This window comes from Nocardia sp. NPDC058705 (assembly GCF_042749305.1).
In the GTDB taxonomy this organism is placed as follows: domain Bacteria; phylum Actinomycetota; class Actinomycetes; order Mycobacteriales; family Mycobacteriaceae; genus Nocardia.
In genome coordinates this window covers 63,270-83,095 of record NZ_JBHYRN010000005.1, presented here as the reverse complement: position 1 = coordinate 83,095, position 19,826 = coordinate 63,270, and the positions used below count along the sequence as shown (strand labels likewise).

Annotated in this window: 19 protein-coding genes and 2 pseudogenes; 9 read left to right on the top strand and 12 right to left on the bottom strand. The window is 66.8% G+C overall.

Translation table 11 applies throughout. The features are described from left to right. Positions 1–115: 115 nt before the first annotated feature. The 5 genes and pseudogenes from ACFW6D_RS09380 to ACFW6D_RS09360 form a co-directional block, all read right to left on the bottom strand. Positions 116–568 (bottom strand): BBE domain-containing protein, encoded by a 453-nt coding sequence (locus ACFW6D_RS09380; protein ID WP_379326846.1) that lies wholly within the window; start codon positions 566–568, stop codon positions 116–118. After that, positions 555–1,097 (bottom strand): FAD-binding oxidoreductase, encoded by a 543-nt coding sequence (locus ACFW6D_RS09375; protein ID WP_379326858.1) that lies wholly within the window; start codon positions 1,095–1,097, stop codon positions 555–557. Before ACFW6D_RS09375 ends, ACFW6D_RS09380 begins: the two co-directional genes overlap by 14 nt. 79 nt (positions 1,098–1,176) lie before the next feature. Further along, a pseudogene (locus ACFW6D_RS09370) lies at positions 1,177–1,242 on the bottom strand (hypothetical protein); the annotation flags it as partial. A gap of 37 nt (positions 1,243–1,279) precedes the next feature. Beyond that, positions 1,280–1,423, bottom strand: a complete 144-nt coding sequence (locus ACFW6D_RS09365) for a hypothetical protein (RefSeq protein ID WP_379326452.1) — start codon at positions 1,421–1,423, stop codon at positions 1,280–1,282. Between the two features lie 312 nt (positions 1,424–1,735). Continuing rightward, the gene (locus tag ACFW6D_RS09360) at positions 1,736–2,239 is read right to left on the bottom strand and encodes an SRPBCC family protein (RefSeq protein ID WP_379326450.1); all 504 of its coding nucleotides are present in this window, start codon (positions 2,237–2,239) and stop codon (positions 1,736–1,738) included. A 70-nt stretch (positions 2,240–2,309) separates the two neighbouring features. On the opposite strand from ACFW6D_RS09360, the gene ACFW6D_RS09355 reads away from it, so the two are divergent. Beyond that, positions 2,310–3,341: an LLM class flavin-dependent oxidoreductase gene (locus ACFW6D_RS09355; RefSeq protein ID WP_379326448.1), complete on the top strand. Its 1,032-nt coding sequence runs from the start codon at positions 2,310–2,312 to the stop codon at positions 3,339–3,341. Here the strand turns inward: ACFW6D_RS09355 and ACFW6D_RS09350 are convergent. Beyond that, a complete protein-coding gene (locus ACFW6D_RS09350; RefSeq protein ID WP_379326446.1) occupies positions 3,325–3,900 on the bottom strand; it encodes a TetR/AcrR family transcriptional regulator in 576 nt (191 codons plus the stop codon). The genes ACFW6D_RS09355 and ACFW6D_RS09350 overlap by 17 nt on opposite strands. Positions 3,901–3,991: 91 nt before the next feature. Further along, the gene (locus ACFW6D_RS09345; protein ID WP_379326444.1) at positions 3,992–4,876 is read right to left on the bottom strand and encodes a LysR family transcriptional regulator; all 885 of its coding nucleotides are present in this window, start codon (positions 4,874–4,876) and stop codon (positions 3,992–3,994) included. Positions 4,877–4,999: 123 nt separating this feature from the next. Between ACFW6D_RS09345 and ACFW6D_RS09340 the strand changes: the two genes are divergently transcribed. The 4 genes from ACFW6D_RS09340 to ACFW6D_RS09325 all read left to right on the top strand — a co-directional run bounded on the left by ACFW6D_RS09340 (position 5,000) and on the right by ACFW6D_RS09325 (position 9,793). Next, positions 5,000–6,466 (top strand): alpha/beta fold hydrolase, encoded by a 1,467-nt coding sequence (locus ACFW6D_RS09340; protein WP_379326442.1) that lies wholly within the window; start codon positions 5,000–5,002, stop codon positions 6,464–6,466. A gap of 6 nt (positions 6,467–6,472) precedes the next feature. Further along, positions 6,473–6,913 (top strand): DUF2871 domain-containing protein, encoded by a 441-nt coding sequence (locus ACFW6D_RS09335; protein WP_379326440.1) that lies wholly within the window; start codon positions 6,473–6,475, stop codon positions 6,911–6,913. 65 nt (positions 6,914–6,978) lie between these two features. Further along, entirely contained in the window at positions 6,979–8,382 is a 1,404-nt protein-coding gene (locus ACFW6D_RS09330) for a multidrug effflux MFS transporter (protein WP_379326438.1), read from the top strand. Then, entirely contained in the window at positions 8,303–9,793 is a 1,491-nt protein-coding gene (locus tag ACFW6D_RS09325) for a M1 family metallopeptidase (RefSeq protein WP_379326436.1), read from the top strand. The genes ACFW6D_RS09330 and ACFW6D_RS09325 overlap by 80 nt, the downstream gene beginning before the upstream one ends. Before the next feature lie 669 nt (positions 9,794–10,462). Here ACFW6D_RS09325 and ACFW6D_RS09320 read toward each other — a convergent pair. The 3 genes from ACFW6D_RS09320 to ACFW6D_RS09310 all read right to left on the bottom strand — a co-directional run bounded on the left by ACFW6D_RS09320 (position 10,463) and on the right by ACFW6D_RS09310 (position 13,875). Continuing rightward, positions 10,463–10,894: a hypothetical protein gene (locus tag ACFW6D_RS09320; RefSeq protein ID WP_379326434.1), complete on the bottom strand. Its 432-nt coding sequence runs from the start codon at positions 10,892–10,894 to the stop codon at positions 10,463–10,465. A gap of 162 nt (positions 10,895–11,056) precedes the next feature. Continuing rightward, positions 11,057–13,645, bottom strand: a complete 2,589-nt coding sequence (locus ACFW6D_RS09315) for a LuxR C-terminal-related transcriptional regulator (RefSeq protein WP_379326432.1) — start codon at positions 13,643–13,645, stop codon at positions 11,057–11,059. A 29-nt stretch (positions 13,646–13,674) separates the two neighbouring features. After that, positions 13,675–13,875 carry a hypothetical protein gene (locus ACFW6D_RS09310; RefSeq protein ID WP_379326430.1) on the bottom strand — a complete coding sequence of 67 codons (201 nt, stop codon included), beginning with the start codon at positions 13,873–13,875 and terminating at the stop codon, positions 13,675–13,677. 137 nt (positions 13,876–14,012) lie between these two features. Between ACFW6D_RS09310 and ACFW6D_RS09305 the strand changes: the two genes are divergently transcribed. The 3 genes from ACFW6D_RS09305 to ACFW6D_RS09295 all read left to right on the top strand — a co-directional run bounded on the left by ACFW6D_RS09305 (position 14,013) and on the right by ACFW6D_RS09295 (position 16,790). After that, a complete protein-coding gene (locus tag ACFW6D_RS09305; protein ID WP_379326428.1) occupies positions 14,013–15,380 on the top strand; it encodes a cytochrome P450 in 1,368 nt (455 codons plus the stop codon). A 178-nt stretch (positions 15,381–15,558) separates the two neighbouring features. Then, entirely contained in the window at positions 15,559–16,173 is a 615-nt protein-coding gene (locus tag ACFW6D_RS09300) for a TetR/AcrR family transcriptional regulator (protein ID WP_379326426.1), read from the top strand. A gap of 44 nt (positions 16,174–16,217) precedes the next feature. Further along, complete coding sequence (locus ACFW6D_RS09295; RefSeq protein ID WP_379326424.1) at positions 16,218–16,790, top strand: VC0807 family protein; 573 nt, start codon at positions 16,218–16,220, stop codon at positions 16,788–16,790. Positions 16,791–16,808: 18 nt separating this feature from the next. Here ACFW6D_RS09295 and ACFW6D_RS09290 read toward each other — a convergent pair whose 3' ends face one another. Then, positions 16,809–17,213 (bottom strand): MarR family winged helix-turn-helix transcriptional regulator, encoded by a 405-nt coding sequence (locus ACFW6D_RS09290; RefSeq protein ID WP_379326422.1) that lies wholly within the window; start codon positions 17,211–17,213, stop codon positions 16,809–16,811. Between the two features lie 77 nt (positions 17,214–17,290). On the opposite strand from ACFW6D_RS09290, the gene ACFW6D_RS09285 reads away from it, so the two are divergent. Further along, complete coding sequence (locus tag ACFW6D_RS09285; RefSeq protein ID WP_379326420.1) at positions 17,291–19,102, top strand: ABC transporter ATP-binding protein; 1,812 nt, start codon at positions 17,291–17,293, stop codon at positions 19,100–19,102. On the opposite strand, the pseudogene ACFW6D_RS09280 reads toward ACFW6D_RS09285, so the two are convergent. Next, positions 19,103–19,699 (bottom strand): annotated as a pseudogene (locus tag ACFW6D_RS09280) (TerD family protein); the annotation flags it as partial. Between the last annotated feature and the right edge of the window lie 127 nt (positions 19,700–19,826).

Here is a 19,826-nt window from a genome sequence, read left to right as displayed (position 1 = left end):
CCGCGAACGCTGCAGCTACGCCGGTCGGCATTTCTAGAATGGGCGACCTGCCCGGGTTCAGAGAGCGGCCCGCCGCGCCGATGGGCGGCGGGCCGTGACAATGAGTGGCGCTGGACTATCCGAGCATCGGGTAGTTCGCGCGGAACACGTTGTGCGGGTCACGGGTCCGCTTGATCTCCCGCAGTCGCGCGAGGGTGCTGTCGGAGAAGGCCTTCGCTGCCGTGTCACCGGGCGACAGCACGGTGTAGGGCTTGCGGCCGCTGATGCAGGCCCCCAGATCGGCCACGACCTCGGCCTGCCTGGCTCGCGTCGCATCGGCCGTGCGCCCGATGCCGAGACCCACCAGACCGAGCAGGTACGGCTCTTTCACCGCGCCGCTCGCACCGGTCTCGCCGCTCGGCTCGGCGAGCGCCCCACCCAGGTGCCTGATCTGGACGTTGATGAGTGGCTCGACCGGCTTGGCCAGTAGTCGCTCCACCGCATCCGAGTCCAGGCCGGTGAGCAGCTCCGACCGAGCGATGGATGGGACCGGATCGGTGGGCTCGGCGGCGATGTCACCCGTCGGCAACCGGGATGACGCCGCGACTGTCCACGATCGCACCCCCGATCTTGTCGATGCGCGCCAGCAGGTCCTCCGCCTGGGCCGCCTCACCCAGATAGGCCAGATCCAGCGTCACCATCGGCGATGTACCGGGTGGCTGGAGCCGGTTGATCCAGACACTGAGTTCACGAGGCGCCTCAGCGGTGATCTCCAGGAACGCGTCGTAGACCTCCCTGGTCCGGGGCTCCGGCCAGATCACACGCCCGCCGTACAGGACTGGCGCGGGGAACAGGTCCAGTTCGAGGGCAGTCACCACCGCGAAGTCCCCATCACCGCCGCGCAGGGCCCAGAACAGCTCAGGATCGGACTCGGGGGTGACCCGACGCGGCTCGCCTCCGGCGTCCACGATGTCGATGGCACGCACGCTGTCGGAGGCGAGGCCGTCCTTGCGGCTGAACCAGCCGATCCCACCGCCCAGGGTGTAGCCGGTCACGCTGACTCCTGGCGCGCTGCCGGACAGGCCGGTCAGACCCAGCGGACCAGTCGCCGCCAGCACCTACCCCCATTTCACGCCGCCCCACCCGAACCACGCGATCCTCCGGGCGTACCTCCACCTCGTTCAGCGCGCCGGTACGCAACAGGATCACGCCGTCCACATCACCCGAGGCGCCATGTCCGCTCGGCTGCGCGGTCACCGTCATGCCTGTCCGCCGGGCATAACGCACGAGCGCCGCCACGTCATCGGCATCCGCGGGCCTCCGCCACAGCCGCCACCGGCTGTCCGGCGGTCACATTCCAGGCGGTGGCCGCCTGTTCGAAGCCGTCGTCATCGGCCAGGAGCACGCGCCCTTTGAGGGCACTGCGTAGATCGTTCGTCGTCATCGTCATCCGTTTCGAGCTCTCATAAATTGCGAAGGACTATTTCGTGGCGTACAGACGTCAGGCAGGCCGCGCGGCCAGCTCCTTGCCATCGCTGGTCTCGCGGAGGACAGGACTGGCGTTCACGGAAAGTCGTGCGGCAGAAGCAAAGCCGGTATGTACCGAACCGACGTATCTGAATGTTCGTAGACGGATCAATGATTGAGTGTTCGGCGGGTGCGATCAACGATCAATCGCCCAATGGTCGTTAACCAGCGGGCAACGGTCACCGGGACGACGGTGGAGCGGAACGAGATCCAGCCCGACAGGCCGGGTCTAGTCCGCTGCCCCGGCCTCGCTGTGGGTACCTACCCACGCCAGGTTGGCGCGCATGCCATCGGCCCACTCGGCCAGGCGGCGGGACACGATGCGGCCCTCCATGTCCGGCTTCGCCGCGATCGCCGACGACAATCCGGACGGACCGGGGCCGAGCTTGGCCCACTGGCGCACCAGCGTTCCCTCCCGTGCCGGTTCGACCTCGAAACCCCAGGTGGCACTGACCCCTTCGGGTCCGAAGACGTTCCATACCCAGCGGCGACCCGGTTCGACCTCCACGATCTCGCATTCGGTTTCCCAGGCGCCCAGCGCAGGATGGCTGTTGCGCCCACGGAATCGCGCGCCGATTTCGACTCGGTCGATCGGGCCGATCCATTCGACCTCGGCGAGCTCGCCGGCACAGCGGACCGGCAGCTCGATATCGGTGACCAAGGCCCAGACGGTGGCCGGATCGCCGGAAACTCGCTCGGTCACTTCGATCGTCGGGCAGTCGCGGTAGCGCACGGCGAACCTTCCTCTACTCTTGGTTCCATGAAGTATGTTGTAGAGCATAATTCATGAACGAGGAGGCCGAATGCACATCGGTGTTCTGATCGAACCGCGACTGCCCGGCGCGATCGACTTCGCCATCGCCGCGGAGGAAGCCGGCGCGTCATCACTGTGGGTCCCGGAGGTCTGGAGTTATGACGCGCTCACCGCGCTCGCGTATCTGGCGGCGAAAACCTCGTCGATCCGCCTTGGCACCTTTGTGGTCCAACTCGGTTCCCGCACACCGGCTTTGCTGGCCACCTCGGCATTGAGCATCCATGAACTCTCGGGCGGACGATTCGACCTGGGCATCGGGGTTTCCGGCCCACGGGTGATGGAGGGCTGGCACGGTGTCCGGTTCCGGCAACCGATCCAGACCACCCGCGAAACCATCGAGATCATTCGCACCGTCAGTCGCGCCGAGCGACTCGAGCACGCCGGGGAAATCTATCCGCTGCCACTACCGGACGGCCCCGGACGCGCACTGCGGCCGATGGTCGCACCCGCGCACATCCCGATCTACAACGCGGCCATGGGTCCGAACAATCTCCGCCTGACCGGAGAACTCGCCGACGGTTGGCTCGCCAACGCCTTCATACCCGAAGCCGCCGAACTGTTCATGGACCCACTGCGCGAGGGCGCCGAACGGGCGGGCCGGTCACTGAGCGACTTAGATCTAGTCGCCCCGGTAGCTGTCGAAATCACCGCAGAACAGTCAACCGCCGCCGCCGCGATCGAGCAGCACGCACAGGGTTACGCGTTCACCATCGGCGCGATGGGCAGTGGCCGCAATTTCTACAACGACGCCTTCACCCGCCTCGGATTCGGCACCGCCGTCACCGAAGTCGCCGCGCTCTGGCAGTCCGGCGACCGCGACGCCGCACGACAAGCGGTCCCCCACGAACTGGGCCAACTCACCAACCTGATCGGCACCCCGGCCATGATCGCCGACCGCCTGCACCGGTACCGAACCACCGGAATCACCAGCCTGCTGGCCAAACTCGACGGCGACTACGACCAGCAACTCGCGACCTTGCGCCAATTGCTCGCGATCGAGTCGGCTATCGACGCGGAATAACCATCGCGAGCATCCCGGTGAGCTCGCCGATCACGTCATCGAGCGGGGTGATCGTGCGCGTGGTCCGGCACAGAATGACCGCGCCCTCGATCGAGGCCATCGCCATGGTCGCCAGCGGGACGGCGCGCTGCGGCGAGAGCCCGGCCGCGACCAGGCAGGCGCGCAAGCTGGCCTGCCACCGCTCGACGATCGCCGCCACCTTGTGCGAAAGCTCGTCGTCGGGCGCCCCGCCGACCGCCACCGCGATCACCGGACACCCCGCTTCGAAGTCGCTGGCCTGCAGAATCTGCCTCCAGAACGCGGCGAATCGTTCCAGCCCCGCCACCGGCCCGTCTTTGAGCGACTCATCGATGATGGCCGCGATCGCGTCACCGGCCAGATCGAGCGACTCACTGAGGATCTGCCCGCGACCGCCGGGAAAGTGGTGGTACACCGACCCGCGCGGTGTCGCGGTCCGGGCCAGGATCGCATCAATGGTCACACCCGCCGCCCCGCGCTCCCGCAGCAACTCGACCCCGCCGAGCAGCATCTTCTGCCGGGTAGTTGCTCGCGCCGCCATCGCCCATCACCCTCTCACCCAGTCCGCCGTTATTGTATGTCTCATACTATAGGCGCCACGCTGCGGCGATGCCGTCCCCGATCGTGAAGTCTCAATTCCCGGCGTCGACCGCCACCTGCACCAGCGCCTCGACCCGTCGGGTCAGGCTCGCGGCCATCCAGCCGAGGCCGAATTGCAGGGGTGGGGCGTCGGTGACGGGGACGAAGGTGACATCGGGGCGCAGGTAGAACAGCGGCGCCTGGGTGGTGGTGAGGTAGGCGCCCTTGCCCGCCCCGACGAGGGCGAGGATTTCCTGGAAGGTGCACGCCGTTGGCCCGGGGCGGATGTGACGGCCGGAGGGGGTGCGTTTGGGGTGGTGGAACTCGTCGAAGTCGGCCGGGAGTTCCGGCGGGTTCTGGATCATCTCGACCTCGGCGAGGTCTTCCAGGGACAGTGTCTTCCTGCTCGCGAACTCGTGGCCGGACGGGACGGCGAGCATCTTGTCCTCGGAGATCAGCGGCGGCCCGATCGCCATGTCGGGCTCGCACATCGGGAAGCAGCACAGCAGTGCCTCGACCTCACCCGAGCGCAGCCGGTTCGCCCCGTCGCTGAGCTGCATCTCGGCGATCCGCACCTCGCATTCGGGATAGCGGGCGTGGAAGATCTCGCCCACCTCGAGCAGATACCGGCCACCGGCGGACCCGAAGTAGCCCACCCACAACGTCCCCGCGATGCCGCGCCCGGCCAGTTTGGCGTTGCGCATGCTGCGTTGCACCTGCTCGTAGGCGGGGCGCAATTCCTCACGCAGTTGGACTCCGACCGCGGTGAGCGCGACCTTGCGGCTGGTCCGCTCGAACAGCGGCACCCCGACCTGGCGTTCGATCGCCTTGATCGTCTTGCTGACGTGTGCCGTCGACACCCGCAGTCGTTCGGCGGTGCGGCCGAAATGCAGTTCCTCCGACAGCGTCAGGAACGCCTCGATCTCGTTTCGTTCCACTGTCGTCCTCGTGATCCTTGCCCGCCGGTTAACGATCGTTGGGTGATTTCTCGTTGATCGCACCCAGCGAACGCTCAATCATAGATTCGTCTACGAAAAACATTCAGAGAGGTCGGTTTTGCTATGGTGGCAGTCAGCGTTCCGCGCATCAGGCATCGGTTCGTGGAGGTCGACGGGGTCCGGGTGTTCTACCGTGAGACCGGACCGCAAGGGGCACCGACTTTGCTTCTGCTGCACGGCTTTCCGTCGGCTTCGCATCAGTTCCGGCGGCTCATGGATGCGCTGGGCGGGCGATACCGGCTGATCGCCCCCGACTATCCGGGGTTCGGGCACACCGAGGCACCCGCGGACTTCGAGTACCGCTTCGAGCGGCTCGCCGACATCGTCGAAGGGTTCGTCGATGCGGTGGGGCTTTCACGATTTGTGTTGTACGCCTTCGACTTCGGTGGTCCCGTGGGTTTGCGCCTGGCGACCCGTCGCCCCGAACTGATCGCCGGGCTGATCGTCCAGAACTCCAACGCCTATGACGAGGGTCTGTCCGACCTCGCCCGCGCCATGACCGCAAACACCCCGCAGGTACCGGGCGGCGCGGACAATGTGCGCCAGATCCTCGAACTGCCCGTCACGCGCGGCCAATACGAGGGCGGCACCACCGATCCCGAGCTCATCGCGCCCGACGGCTGGACCCTGGACCAGCACTTCCTCGACCTGCCGGGCCGCAAAGATGCCCAGGTCGAGCTGGGACTGGATTACCACACCAACCTCGCCCTCTACCCGGTCTGGCAGCAGTGGTTCCGCGACCACCAGCCACCCACTTTGATCCTGTGGGGCCGCAACGACGCCTTCTTCCCCGAGGCAGGCGCGCATGCCTACCTACGTGATCTTCCCGAGGCAGGCATCCACATCTTCGACACGGGCCACTTCGCACTCGAGGAGATCCTTCCCGAAATCGCCCCGCTCATCAGCGATTTCATCGACGACCTGAATCAGGAGCCCATGAAAATCGCTGTCATCGGCGCCCGTGGCAACCTCGGCAGTGCGGTCGTCCGCGAGGCCACCGCCCGCGGCTTGCGGGTCACCGCCCTCGACCGGTCAACGATGGACGTCACCGACCCCGCCTCGGTCAAAAACGCTGTCGTAGGCCATGATGCCGTCGTCGCCGCTATCAAGGGTGAGGATCGACTGGTCCCCCGCGGCGTGGCGAGCCTGCTCGAGGCACTGCCCCTCGCGGGCGTCGACCGCCTGGTGTTCCTCGGCGGTGGCGGAAGCCTCGAATACGCGCCAGGGCAACGTTTCGTCGACTCGCCGAACTTCCCGCCGCAGTACCTCGAAACTGCCCGCGACCAGGGCGAAGCACTGGAAATTCTGCGTGCGTCCGATACGTCGGTCCGCTGGTCCTACGCCAGCCCGCCGCCGGTGCACCTGGTGCCCGGTGAGGCGACCGGCACCTACCGCACCGAGGCCCGCGACACCCCGATCACCGATGCCGATGGCGAAAGCCGCATCAGCGTAGGCGATTACGCGAGCGCCATCGTCGACGCACTACAGAACGCCTCCTTCGTGGGTCAGCGTTTCACCGTTTCTTACTGAAGGACCATGATGAAAAAGCTCTACTACGCGGCGCACACCTACATGATCGTCGGTCTGATCAGCGGCCTGTACTACCGCGAGATCACCAAGCTCAACGACTTCCAGGGCGAGTCCCAACTGGGACTCGTGCACACTCATCTGCTGGCTCTGGGCATGCTGTTCTTCCTGATCGTCCTTGCCTTGGAGAAGATGTTCGCGCTGTCGGCGGGCAAGCTGTTCAACCCGTTCTTCTGGACCTACAACGCGGGCCTGGCCTTGACCGTCACAGTGATGACAATCCGCGGTACCCGAACAGTCCTCGGCCACGAAACCCCCGAATTGGCAGCCCATTTCGCGGGAGGAGGCCACATCATCCTGACCGTGGGCCTGGTGTTCTTCTTCATCACCCTTGGCAAGCGCATCACCGAAACCTCCGCACCGCAGGCACGGACACTCGAAACTGTCTGAGCGACTGCCGAATTCGACGCCTCTCCCTTCGATAGGGAGGGGCGTTCTCGTCTCGAGGAGCACTATTGACCACCACCAAGCGGACCACGTCGGGTCTGGTGCTGCTGCTGGCGTCGTTGACAGCCCTCGGGCCGCTCTCGATCGACCTCTATCTGCCCGCGCTGCCCGACCTGAGCCGTGAGCTCGATGCCGCAGCGTCAACGATCCAGCTGACCCTCACGGCATGTTTGGTCGGACTCGCACTCGGACAGGCGATCGCGGGGCCGTTGAGCGACCGCTACGGTCGGCGCCGCCCACTGCTGATCGGCGTCATCGCCTACGCCGTCACCTCGGTGCTCTGCGTGGTCGCACCCACCGCGGAATTCCTTGTCGGCGCGAGGCTTTCGCAAGGCATCGCGGGTGGGACGGCGATCGTGATCGCCAGGGCGATCGTGCGTGATCTCTACGAAGGCGCTGCGGCCGCCCGGTTCTTCAACACGTTGATGCAGGTCAGTGGGCTCGCGCCGATCCTGTCACCGCTCGTCGGCGGCCTGCTGCTGCAGGTGACATCCTGGCGAGGCCTGTTCGCCGTTGTCACGGCGGTGGGTGTGGTGCTGATCGTGGCGGTGCTGCGCCTGCCCGAAACCAACCCGGCGCGCACCGGCACCCCGATGCTGCGCACCCTGCTCCACGTGGCCCGCACCCCGAATTTCGCGGGTTACGCACTGGCAGGGGGACTTTCGTTCGCCGCGATGTTCGCCTACATCGCGGGCTCCCCCTTCGTCCTGCAGGACATCCACGGCCTGGCCCCGGTCGCGTTCAGCCTGGTTTTCGCCGCCAACGGCCTCGGGATCATTCTCGCCGGACAGATCTCCGCCCGCCTGACGCGCTACTCCCCGCGCACTCTGCTGGCGACGGGCCTCGGCGTTTCCCTCGCCGGTGGTGTCATCGCGGCCGCGGCGATCTTCGCCGGCCTGGGCCTGGTGACCCTGCTGATCGGGTTCTTCCTGATCGTGTCCGCGATCGGGCTGTCCATGCCCAACAGCGTGTCCCTCGCGCTGTCGACCGGGTCAGCGGAAGTAGCGGGCAGCGCCTCCGCCCTGCTGGGTCTGACTCATTTCGTCATCGGCGGCCTGGTCGCGCCGCTGGTCGGCATCGCGGGACCCCACGATGCCCGACCGTTGGCGTGGACGCTCGTCACACTGACCGCCGCGGCACCCGTGGCCTACGTCCTGCTCAGCCGCAGAAGACCGGCTGAAGCTGGTTCACCATCGGCAGCAACGGACTGGCCTGACCACCGGTCAATTCGACCAGAATCGCGGCCGGGTAGGAGTACACCGCTCGACGCCGGGGCAACGCGCCGGGCGGCAGGTACGATCCGTGACAGCCCGCTGCGGCAAGGTGGTTTCCATGAACCACCTCGCCCTTCGGTGCCTCGCCCTGACGGCCGCCGCCGTCACCACCGCCGTGCTCGCCACCGCCTGCGGTAACGACGCTTCCGGCACACCCGGTGCGCAAACACTGGGCGACCGGCTGTTCCCCGAACTGGGCAACGGCGGCTACGACACCGAACTCTACGAGGTGAGCTACGACTACCGACCCGAGTCGCCGACGATGGATTCCACGGTGCGCATGACCGCGCGCGCCACCCAGGATCTCTCCGAATTCAGCCTCGACTCGGCAGGCCAGCGCCTCGAATCGGTCCGCGTCGACGGCACGGACGCACAGTTTCGCACCGAACGCGAGAAGCTGATCATCACGCCGAAAAGCTCAGTGCCCGAAGGGGATTCGTTCACTGTCGATATCACCTTCGTCGCCGATCGCAGTGCGAACCCGCTCTCCCCCGCGCTGAACCTGCCGCCCGATCTACCACCGGAGGCCCAGGCCATTCTGGCCGAGAACACCCCGTGGGTCGCCGCGCCGGACGGCTTCGCGCTGCTCGGCCAGCCCGATCGGGCGCACGTGTTCTTCCCGTCCAACGATCACCCGCGCGACAAGGCGATCGTCAGCTTCCGGGTGAGTACGCCCGCCGATGTGCAGGCCGTCGCGAACGGCACGAGGCAGTCGAGCACCACCGACAACGGCCGCACCACCGTCGTCTACCGCACCGCGCAGCCGATTCCGACGCATGTGGTCCAGGTCGCCGTGGGTCGGCTCACCGAGATCGATGCCACCGCGAACAGCGGACTGCCGCTGCGCAGCTACGTCCCCACCGCGCAGACCGATGCCCTGCGGCCGGTTGTCGCCCGCACCGCCGAGCAGTTGGCCTGGCTCGAAACCACGCTCGGACGACCGTTCCCGTTCGAGCAGTACGGCGTGCTCGGCGTGGACAGCTCCTACCGGGACTCGGCACTCGAGACCGCGACCCTGTCCACCTTCGGCGCCACGGCACTGGCCGGTCCCGAGGATGTCGAGGCGCCGACCATGATGCACGAACTGGTGCACCAATACTTCGGCGACGCCGTCGCCCTGTGGTCGTGGGACGACATGTGGCTCAGCGAAGGCCACGCCATGTACTACCAGAACCGGTACGCCGCCGACCGCGGCTTCCTCGACTTCGAGCAACGCATGCTCGCCCTCTACCAGAGCGCCGCGGCGGCCCGGCCCGACGACGGCCCGCCGACCCGCCTGAGCACCGCGGGTGGCGTGCTCTCCGATACCGACGCTCCCGGCGCCGTCACCCTCTACGCACTGCGAAACACAGTGGGCGAGGACACTTTTCACCGCATCGAGCAGACCTTCCTCGACCGATTCCTGCAGAAGTCGGCCTCCACCGCCGACTACGTGAAGGTCGCCTCCGAAGTCGCCGGACGCGACCTCGGCTCGTTCTTCGACGAGTGGCTCAGCGGCCCGAACCTCCCGCCGATGCCGGGCCACCCGGACTGGAAGCCCGCCGAATAGGCAGGTCACAGGGACACCTCGAGAGTCCTTGGTCAAGATTCAGGCACTCGAAGGCGGTGTTGTCCGCCCAGTCGAAGCGGTCAGCTCACGCACATGGTCAGAGCTGACCGCAGTCCGCGATCACGATGGGCATACGGGTGGCCCCGCTCGGGAACCCTGCCTTCTCTACGTCATTGACCACGTCGAGACCTTCGCCCTACCTCACGTGTCGGCGGGGGCAGATGTCCGAGACCGAGAACGCCGCGACCTCACGATGGGCTGCCCAGGTCATTCGCGCGAAGCGCAGCGGTGCGCCGCTCCCGCACTGCCTGCGGATATCGCAATACCGGAGCCCATCCCCCAGTTCGGCACCGGCTCCTAGCATTCCGGCTCTCCGCGGCCGTTTCCGGACCTCCGTCAGGCTGCGGCGGCACCGATGCTGTCGAGTTCGGCAACAGCCTTCGGCGGCGGCGCGAGGGACGCCGCTGCCACGTTGTCGCGCAGATCCCCGACCGAGAAAGTGCCGGGGATCAGTGCGATGGTGGGCGACCGAAACAGCAGCCAGGCCAGCGCGAACGCGATGTTGTCTGCGGCGCAGCGGTCGACGAGACCGTCGTGTTCGCGGTGGGCAAGGGTTGTAATTGTTCGCGTTTCCGGAGTTTGCCGGAGTTCCGGGCCGCTGGTTTCGGGTCAGGGCAGCACTGCGCAACCGGATCCTGTGTTGATGCCGGTTCCGACCGTGATCGGCGGGGCGGCTACCTCGGTACCGTTGGGGAAGACTCCGTGGTAGGCACTGATGACGTGGACGCCTGGTGTTGCCGGGGTCCACACGGTCTCGGCGATACCCGCGTTCGCCTCCACCTGATTCGGGTTGAAGCCGGTGAAGACGCTGCCGTTGTCCATGAAATAGACGGCGCCACCTGGCGTGCTCACCGCCGCCGTGACCTTGTAGTTGCAGCCCGTTCCGAAACTCGTGGTCAAGCCGAAGCTGGATCCCGGTTCGACTGCGACGCTCAGTGCCGCCGCGGACGCGTGGGGTGCGGCCAGTGCCACTGTCGCGGCGACGGCCCCGATCGTGCTGACGCCGAATCCGATTACTCGCTGTCGATATGTGGTGAACATTTGTTCGGTCCTTCCTGTGCTGATCTCGGTACGCCACTGCGGACGCCTCGCATACCGATCCTGTGCCCGCGGCGCTGCTACAGCGCAGGTATGCCGATACCCCATTTCCTTCGTGGCCGCCCCTGCGCTACGCGAATTCGAGCGGTTCGAACGGCGGAGGAATTACGAATGGCGGCCGTGGAGGATTTGACCTAGTTCGTCGCGGCTGACGGCCCCGGTGCGTTGAGATGCACGGTAGAGGTGTCCCTCGACGGTGCGTACGGACACCGTGAGGCGTTGTGCGATCTGGCGATTCGACAAGCCTTGGGCGGCCAATGCCACGACTTCGCGTTGTCGGCCGGTCAGCGGTTCAGGGCAGGACGCTTCGCGTAGGGCGGGAGTGAGGGCGGTTCGGGATTGTGCGGCCAGTCGGGTGGCAGTGGCAAGGGCGGTCAGGACGGCACCGCGCCGCTGTTGGTGGGCGTATGCCATCGATGCTTGTGCCGCGGCGTCGGCGGCGGCGATCGTGTCGCCCATCGCTTCATAGGATTGCGACGCCAACTCCAACGCCTGGCCGTCGGTCTTCGCGACAGCGGCGGCGTGTGCGGCCGCGGCGTGAACGCGAGGTCCTTCCACGAGTTCGGTCAGTTCGGCGAGACGAGCGGCCCCCGAGCAGTCGCCCAGTTGGGCGGCCACCTGATGGCACATTACTTCGTTGGCCAGCTGTCCTCGATCGCGCGCCACGGATTTCGCAATGTTGAGCAGCGAGAGTGCTTGACTGACAGCGCCTTCCGCGGCTGCGGTCCACGCCCGCGCGATGGATACGGCGGTATCGGTGAAGGCGAAGTCCGGATAGCGGATCGAGTCGCATTCGGTGAGCGCCGCTGTGGCTGCGGCGCTGTCGCCGGTGATGGCGAGGGCTTCGGCGAGCCAGATCAGGCATGCCGCGCGCAGACCGTCGGTGGTCTCGTGGGCGGTGGCGCCGGCGAGGGCTTCCCGCAGGGATCTGATCGCGGTGTCGAGGTGGCCGAGTCCCAGGTCGGCGTGCCCGAGCAGCAGCACCGACTGCACGCGGGCCAGCCCGGGAGCGTCGAGCGCTTCGGAGCGCAATCGCTGCGCGCCTGCCTCGGTGTCGGTGAGCAGTCCCGCCAGTCGCAGTGCCCGGGCGTGGAGTGCACCGAGCCAGAATCGGAAATGCGCTGTCTCGCCCGAGCGTGACGCCAGCTCGAATCCACGGCGAGCGGCGTTGCCTGCGTCGGTGATCCGGCCGATCGCCCCGAAGGACAGCACTTGCGCGCCCAACGCCATCATCGTGTGGAATTCGGGTACCTGCGTTGACTGCAACGCAGTGCGTGCGGCCTCGATCGCAGCGTGAGGTCGGCCGAGTACGGAGTCCACCGAGGCCCGGATGGCAGTCACCGTGGCGGCCTGTCCGGCGGCGGCCGCGTCCAGTACGGCGCTCGCGTCACGGGGTCGGCCGAGCATCCAGACGAGGTTGGCCGCGCGCAGACCGGCCACTTCGACACGGTCCCCCGTCGAGAGATCGGAATCCGCCAGGCGCGCGAATTCCGTTTCCGCGCAACGGCCTCGGGACACGAGCATCAGCAGCTTCGCATACAGAATCTGGTGGTCGACGCGACCGCCGGTCTCCCACGCGGCCTGGGCGAACCGCACGGCCAGCGCCGGGTCGAGCATCCCGAGCGCGGCGTCGGCCGCGGCGGTGAACAACTCCGGATCGGGCGTCAGGTCGGATTCGAGAGTCAGATCTGCCCTCGCGACGACCCCCTGCGCAGAAGAGCGACCGCCCGACCTACGCAGTTCGGTGACGAGCAGGCCTCGTAACCTGCGAAGCCGAAGCGTGCTGCCCTCGGATCTGCGGACTTCACCGAAAAGCGGGTGCGCCAACCTGATTCGCGGTGGTACATCGTCGGTGACGGTGATCAGCCCCTGCACTTCGGCCGCTTCGATCGCGCTCGGACCCGCCAACCGGCACAGTACCGTCGCGTCGAGGGGCTCGCCGAGGGCGACGAGGTCGAGGACATCCGCCACCTCGGTCGACAACGCCCCGATCCGCGTGTCGATCAGCTCGCGCAGTGTGCGCGACACCGTCGGCTGCCCGTGCCAGATCCACAGTCCTGCACTGTGATAGAGCCGGTTCGCGGTGAGCTCGCTGTCGACCAGTTCGCGCGTGTACAGCGCGTTGCCCTGCGTGAACGACCAGATCCGCCGCGCACTGTCGGACTCGACAGCACCGGCGAGCACAGCTTCGAGCAGGGCCTGCATTTCCCCGTAACCGAGCGGCTGCAATTCCAGCAGCGGCAACGCCTGGTCCTTCCACAGCGCGGTGATCGCATCCGGGGCGGGCATCCCGGTGCGCACCGTCAGCAGCACGGTCGCCAGCCGCCGCACCACGAGCTGGTGGACCAGCAATGCCGAGAGTTCGTCGAGCAGATGGGCGTCGTCGACGGCGACAACGACCGGCTGATCGGGGGCGGTCAGTGCGTGAATGACCTCGTGCACGAGCTGCATCGGGTCCGACCCGAGATGCTGACACAGATCCGAGAAAGCGCCCAAGGGCAGACCGCGCGCGGAAGAAGTGGCCAGGGCCCAGTGCACCCTGGCACCGGTCAAACCCGAGAGGGCATCGCGTGCCAAACGGGTTTTGCCCACGCCCGCAGCACCTGCGAGCACGAGTCCGGCATTCTCGCCGACCGCGGCTTCGGTCGTTCGCAGTTCTTCGTCCCGACCCACCAGCGGCCACGCGCTGATCATCATCGAATTGTACGCCGCCGCCCCTTGCCTTACAGGTCCTGTTCGAGACATTCCGCAGCGGCCAGTTTGGCGACCGCGATTGCCAAAAAGTTCCTCCACGCTTCGGGTTCGATACCCACCCGCGCGGCGATCGTCGCGTCGTCGACGCCCTCGTCGCGCAACCGCAGCGCAAGCGCGTAAGGCACCGGTAGGCGGTCCATCGCCGCCCGACGCTGCTGGTAGTCGCCCATATTCCCAGCATGCGTGCCGATCGCGCCGATGACGCGAGTGGTGCGCTACTCCTGCGCGGGGCTGAAGTAGTCGAATACTCGCGCTGGCGAGGTCCGTGCGGCGGAGGATGGAAAGAACGCGAGAAGGAGGACTTCCGATGACCACCACTGCGACGCATCGGACCGAACCGGCGACGGTCTCCGGCACCTGGTTGCTCGGTACCACCCGGGAGTTCCTTCGTGATCCGCTCGGCGCGGGACTGCGTGGTTTCGACGAGTGCGGCGATGTCGCCCGGTACGAATTCGGGCCGCCTGGAATGCGCCGCGAGTACTTCATCATCGGCGACCCCGACGGCGCCGCGCAGATACTGAACGCACCCACCAACCGGAATTATCGCAAGGAGGGCAGGTTCTATCGGCCGATGCGGGACATGTTCGGAAACGGGCTGGTCACCAGCCAGGACGACACCTGGCAGCGGCAGCGGCGGTTCATCCAGCCCCTGTTCACCGCGCACAGCGTGGACGGATACGCCGACTCGATGGTCGGCGAGGTCGATCGCACGGTGACGACGTGGCGGGCCCGGCCCGAGGCGGTGATCGATATCGGCGCGGAAATGACCCGGCTCACGCTGGCCATCGTGGCGCGCGTGCTATTCGGTGAGGATTCGACGCGGATGGTGCCGATCGTGCGGTCCACCTTTCCCGTTCTTGGACGTGCGGTCAGGTCGCGCGGCCTCTCGCCGGTGGCCCTGCCGTTGAACTGGCCGTCGCCGGCGAACCGTCGCATCACCCGTGCGCAGCACGCCATCAATGCCGTGTGCGACGAGATCATCGCGCATCGCCGCGCCGCGGAGGTTCCCGGCTCAGACCTGATCGGCCGCTTGGTTTCGGCCCGTGACGGCGATGATACCCTGTCCGACAACGAGATTCGCGACCAGGTGAAGATCTTCCTGTTCGCCGGACACGACACCACCGCGACCGCACTCACCTTCGCGCTGCACCTGCTCGGCGCCGCCCCACACATCCAAGCCAAGGTCCGCGAGGAAGCCGATCGGATCCTGACCGGCCCCTCGCCGACGGCCGCCGACATCCACGCGCTGACCTACACCACGATGGTGCTCAAAGAGGCCACCCGGCTCTACCCGTCGGCCCCCTACCTCCCCCGGCAGACCGTGCAGGACAGTGACATCTGCGGCTTCCACATCCCTGCCGGTGCGGGAGTCACGGTGGCGCCGTGGATCATTCACCACCGTGCCGACCTGTGGCCCGAGCCGTACCGCTTCGACCCCGACCGGTTCGACCCGGACCAGGACAGGCAGCTGCACAGGTTCGCCTGGTTCCCGTTCGGGCACGGTCCGCGCGGCTGTATCGGGCAACGCTTCGCGATGCTCGAAGCCGCACTGACGCTGGCCACCTTGGTTCGCGACTTCGAATTCACCACCCCACCCGGGGACATCGAGGTGACCGCCGACGTGGTTCTGCACCCGGTGGGCGAGGTGCCCTGTCACGTTCGACCCCGCGCCTAGATGATTGGTTCCTGGGATCAGTGGTCGTAGCTGGTAAGAGATCGGTGGATTCGCACGCCGTGGGAGTCGTTGTGCCAGATTGCCGACGAACCTTCCGATTCGGTGACGCGATCGGCAAGCTCGTCCTGACGTTCCCCAAGCCCTAGCCAGATCTGTTTACTCGAACTAGAATTTGTTCATGCAAACAAACCCGCAGGATCGGACGTTCACCGAGGTAGGTCGGCGGGCACAGATCGTTGCCGCGGCGATCGAGACGATCGCCGAACTGGGGTATGCCCATACCTCGTTCGTCAAGATCGCGAAGCGGGCGGGGTTGAGCAGTCCCGGGATGATCTCGTATCACTTCGCCGGCAAGGACGAGCTCACCGAGCAGGTCGTGCTCGAGCTCTATACCCGGGCGGGCGCTGCGATCGGGGCTCGGGTCGAGGAGGCGTCGAATGTCGCTGCGGCCCTGCGTGGTTACCTCGAAGCGAACCTGGCGTTCATCAAGGAATATCCGACCGATGTGCGGGTGGTGGCCGACATCTTGATGAACTGTCGTGGCGCCGACGATCGGCCCCGGTACGACGGCGCCGACGACCTTGTTCGACACCTCGAGTCGATTCTGCGTTCCGGGCAGGACAGCGGCGAGTTCCGCGCCTTCGCGACCAGGCCGATGGCGATCGTCATCCGAGCCGCAGTCGATGCGGCGGGCGCGGCTATCGCGTCGGATCCCGACTTCGATATCGACTCCTACACCGCCGAATTGGTGACCATGGTGGAGCTGGCCACCAGAAACGACAACGCGCGATGACAGCGGCCGAAACCGACCGGCACGGTCGAACTGCCACTCTCATAATGCTTTTCGCCGACACCGCCCTCCCGCTGGCCATGTTCTACGCGCTGCGTGCGGCGGGCGTGGACCAGTGGCTCGCGCTGGTCCTCAGCGGCGCGATTCCCCTTGTCCTGCTTGTCTATCGACTCGTCGCCGAGCGCCGCGTCGAGACTCGAACTCTGTTCACCCTCAGCATCCTGCTCTGCGGCACCGCGGTGGGGCTGTTCACCGGCGACCCCAGACTGCTGGTTGCCCGGGAGAGCTACCTGACCGGGTTGGCCGGGCTGTGGATGATCGGCACATTGTTGGCCGCCCGACCGTTCGTCCTGAGCGCGACACTGTCGCTCATGCCCGAGGCGACCGCCCGCTCCTGGGAGGACAGTTGGCGCGACGATCCGACCTTCCGCCGGGCGATGCGGTTGCTGACGCTCGCCTGGGGCTGCGCCTTCCTGATCGACGCCGGTACCCGCCTCGTCATGGCCTACACCTTGCCCCTCGATCTCGTCCCGCTGCTCAGCACACTCTTGCTGGTCGCCATGCTGTTCGCCGTCGTCCAAGTCGCCAAGAGGTATGCCGGCCGCAGCGACACTCGATGAGCTGGAAACCGGTTCCATTCACGGAACGAGCTTGCCGAGGATGTCCCGCAGGGCGGCCCGCTCGTGGTCGCTGAGTCGGCTGAAGAAGTCGTCGGCATCCTTCGTGCGGGCGGCGGTCAGGGTGTCGAGGGTTCGTTCGCCCCGCGCGGTCACCGATACCAGGGTGGCGCGGCGGTCTGTCGGGTCGGGCTTGCGCGTGACCAGCTCGGCCTTTTCGAGTGCGTCCACCACCTCCGTGGCCGACCGGGGGCTGATCCGCAACGTGTCAGCGATGGCCGACAGTCGGAGGCCGTCGTGCTCGCCCGTCACCCGCAGGGCGCGAGCCTGGTGCGGGGTAAGCCCGATCGGCGCGTAGGCCGCTGACCAGCGCTTACGGAGCGTCCTGGCCACCTGCATCAGGAGGTCGCTCTCGTTGTCGGGCATAAACTCGCCTCTCGATTCGTTTACCCAACCGGATAGTGAGGTAACCTCAGCATAACTGCACAACCCAAGGGGGTTGCATGAAAGACAAAGACTCAGGGCGTACTCGCCGCTCCGACCCGGCCGACCGCGATCAATTGCGCGAATCGCCCGTGTCCCTGCGTCGGATCGCCGCGCTCTTCGCGCCGTACCGACTTCAGCTCACCCTGCTGACTGTCTTGATCGTGGCGGGTTCGACGATCGGTCTCGCCTCACCGTTCCTGCTACGCCTGGTGATCGACGACGCGCTGCCCCATCAGAACGTTTCGCTCCTGCTCTGGGCCGTGGGCGGCATGCTCGCCGTCACCGTGCTGACCGCGGTACTCGGCGTCGGCCAGACCCTCATCTCCACCACGGTCGGCCAACAGGTCATGCACGTCCTGCGCGCCGATGTGTTCCGCCACCTGCAGCGGCAGTCGCTGGCGTTCTTCACCCGCACGCGCGGCGGTGAGGTCCAGTCGCGCCTGATCAACGATGTCGGCGGTATGCAGTCCGTGGTCACCAGCACGGCCACCTCCATCGCGAGCAACGTCACCACTGTGGTCGGCACGGCCGTCGCGATGGCGGTGCTGTCGTGGCGGTTGTCGCTGCTGTCGCTGGTAGTACTGCCGCCTGCGATCTGGCTGACCCGCCGGGTGGCGCTGCTTCGCCGCACGATCACCGCCCAGCGCCAACGTCATCTCGCCGACCTGCACGGTCAAGTGGAAGAGGGCCTGTCGGTGAGCGGCGTGCAGCTGGGCAAAACGCTCGGCACCGGCCCCCACGCCTGCGCCACCTTCGAGAAGACCTCGCACGACCTGGTCGATCTCGAGGTGCGCGCCCAGCTGGCAGGCCGCTGGCGGATGGCCACCATGAGCATCGTCTTCGCGGCCATTCCCGCGGTGATCTACCTCGCGGCCGGCTTGCCCGCGACCAGCAGCGGCATGACGATCGGCACCCTGGTCGCCTTCACCACCCTGCAGGCCGGGCTGTTCCGGCCGCTGATGGCCCTGCTCAATGTCGGTGTCGAAGTCACCAGTTCGATGGCATTGTTCAGCCGCATCTTCGGCTACCTCGACCTTCCGGTCGAGATCGACGAGCCCACCGAGCCGGTCGACGTCGACCCGCGTGATGTCGTGGGCGAAGTCCGTTTCGACAATGTCAGCTTCCGCTACGACGCGAACGGTCCCGACGTGCTCGACGATGTGACGCTGGTCGTGCCCCCGGGCTCGACGCTCGCCCTCGTCGGCGAAACCGGTTCGGGCAAGACCACTCTCGCCTCCCTCGTGGCGCGACTGCACGACGCGACCGGCGGCCGGGTGAGCATCGACGGCGTCGACGTCCGCGACCTGGAGCTAGGTACCCTCGCTCGCATCGTCGGCGTGGTGTCGCAGGAGTCGTACCTGCTGCACACCACCATCCGCAAAAACCTCCGCTACGCAGCCCCGAGTGCCACCGACGCCGAGATCGAGCGCGCCGCCCGCGCCGCCCAGATCCACGACCTGATCGCCTCGCTCCCCCAGGGTTACGACACCGTGGTCGGCTCCCGCGGCCACCGCTTCTCCGGCGGCGAGAAACAACGAATCGCCCTGGCCCGCACCCTCTTACGCGACCCACGCGTGCTGGTGCTCGACGAGGCAACGAGCGCCCTCGACAACGAAACCGAGCGCGCGGTCCAGGCCGCCATCGACGTCGTAGCCCAGGGTCGCACGGTCATCACGATCGCCCACCGGCTCAGCACCATCCGCACCGCCGACCAGATCGCGGTACTCGACCACGGCCGGGTCATCGAGCTCGGCGACCACCCCACGCTGATCGACCACGGGGGCCGCTACGCCCAACTCGACGGAGCCGCCGAGGTCGTGGCGGCCTAGTCACCGCACGAAGCGCCCCAGCAGCGGCACTGCCTCGCCGGGGTGCTTGGCGTGGAAGCCCTCGCCGAGTGCTTGCAGCTGCCAGTCTCCTTCGCCGCGAAAGACTTTCGCCATGGCCATCGCGGTGAACGGCATCCCGCCGGTCAGGGAGTAGCGGGCCAGTTCGGTGTCGGTGGTGTTGTCCACGAGGCGACAGAACGCGTTGGTGACCTTCTCGAACGTGTGTCCCTGATACGAGGTCACGACGAACAGCAAGGTCGTGACGTGGGCCGGGACGCGGGTCAGGTCTACGAGGAGCACCTCGTCGTCGCCGTCGCCCTCGCCGGTGAGGTTGTCGCCCTGGTGGCGGATCGATCCGTCCTTCGACGCGAGCTGACCGTAGTAACAGACGTCGACCAGATTCCGGTCGGCGAACATCGCCACCCAGGCATCGAGGTCGATCTCGATCGCCCGGCGGCCGAACAGTCCACCACGCCGGATCGGATCCCAGCCCAATCCCATGCGAATGAAGGTGAGCGCGACGCCACCGTCCTTGCGGAGCGTGACCCGCTGCCCTTTCGCCAGGCTGACGCGGCGGTTCTTCGACAACCTGACCTCACTGGCCGAGACCGATGGCGTCGACGTAGGTCGGTGACCGGTGCTCGGGCGCTGCGGCGGATCGGCCACTGGCTGCGGTGGTGTGGCGGGATGGCCTCGACCTGCACCGAGACCACGACATCACCGA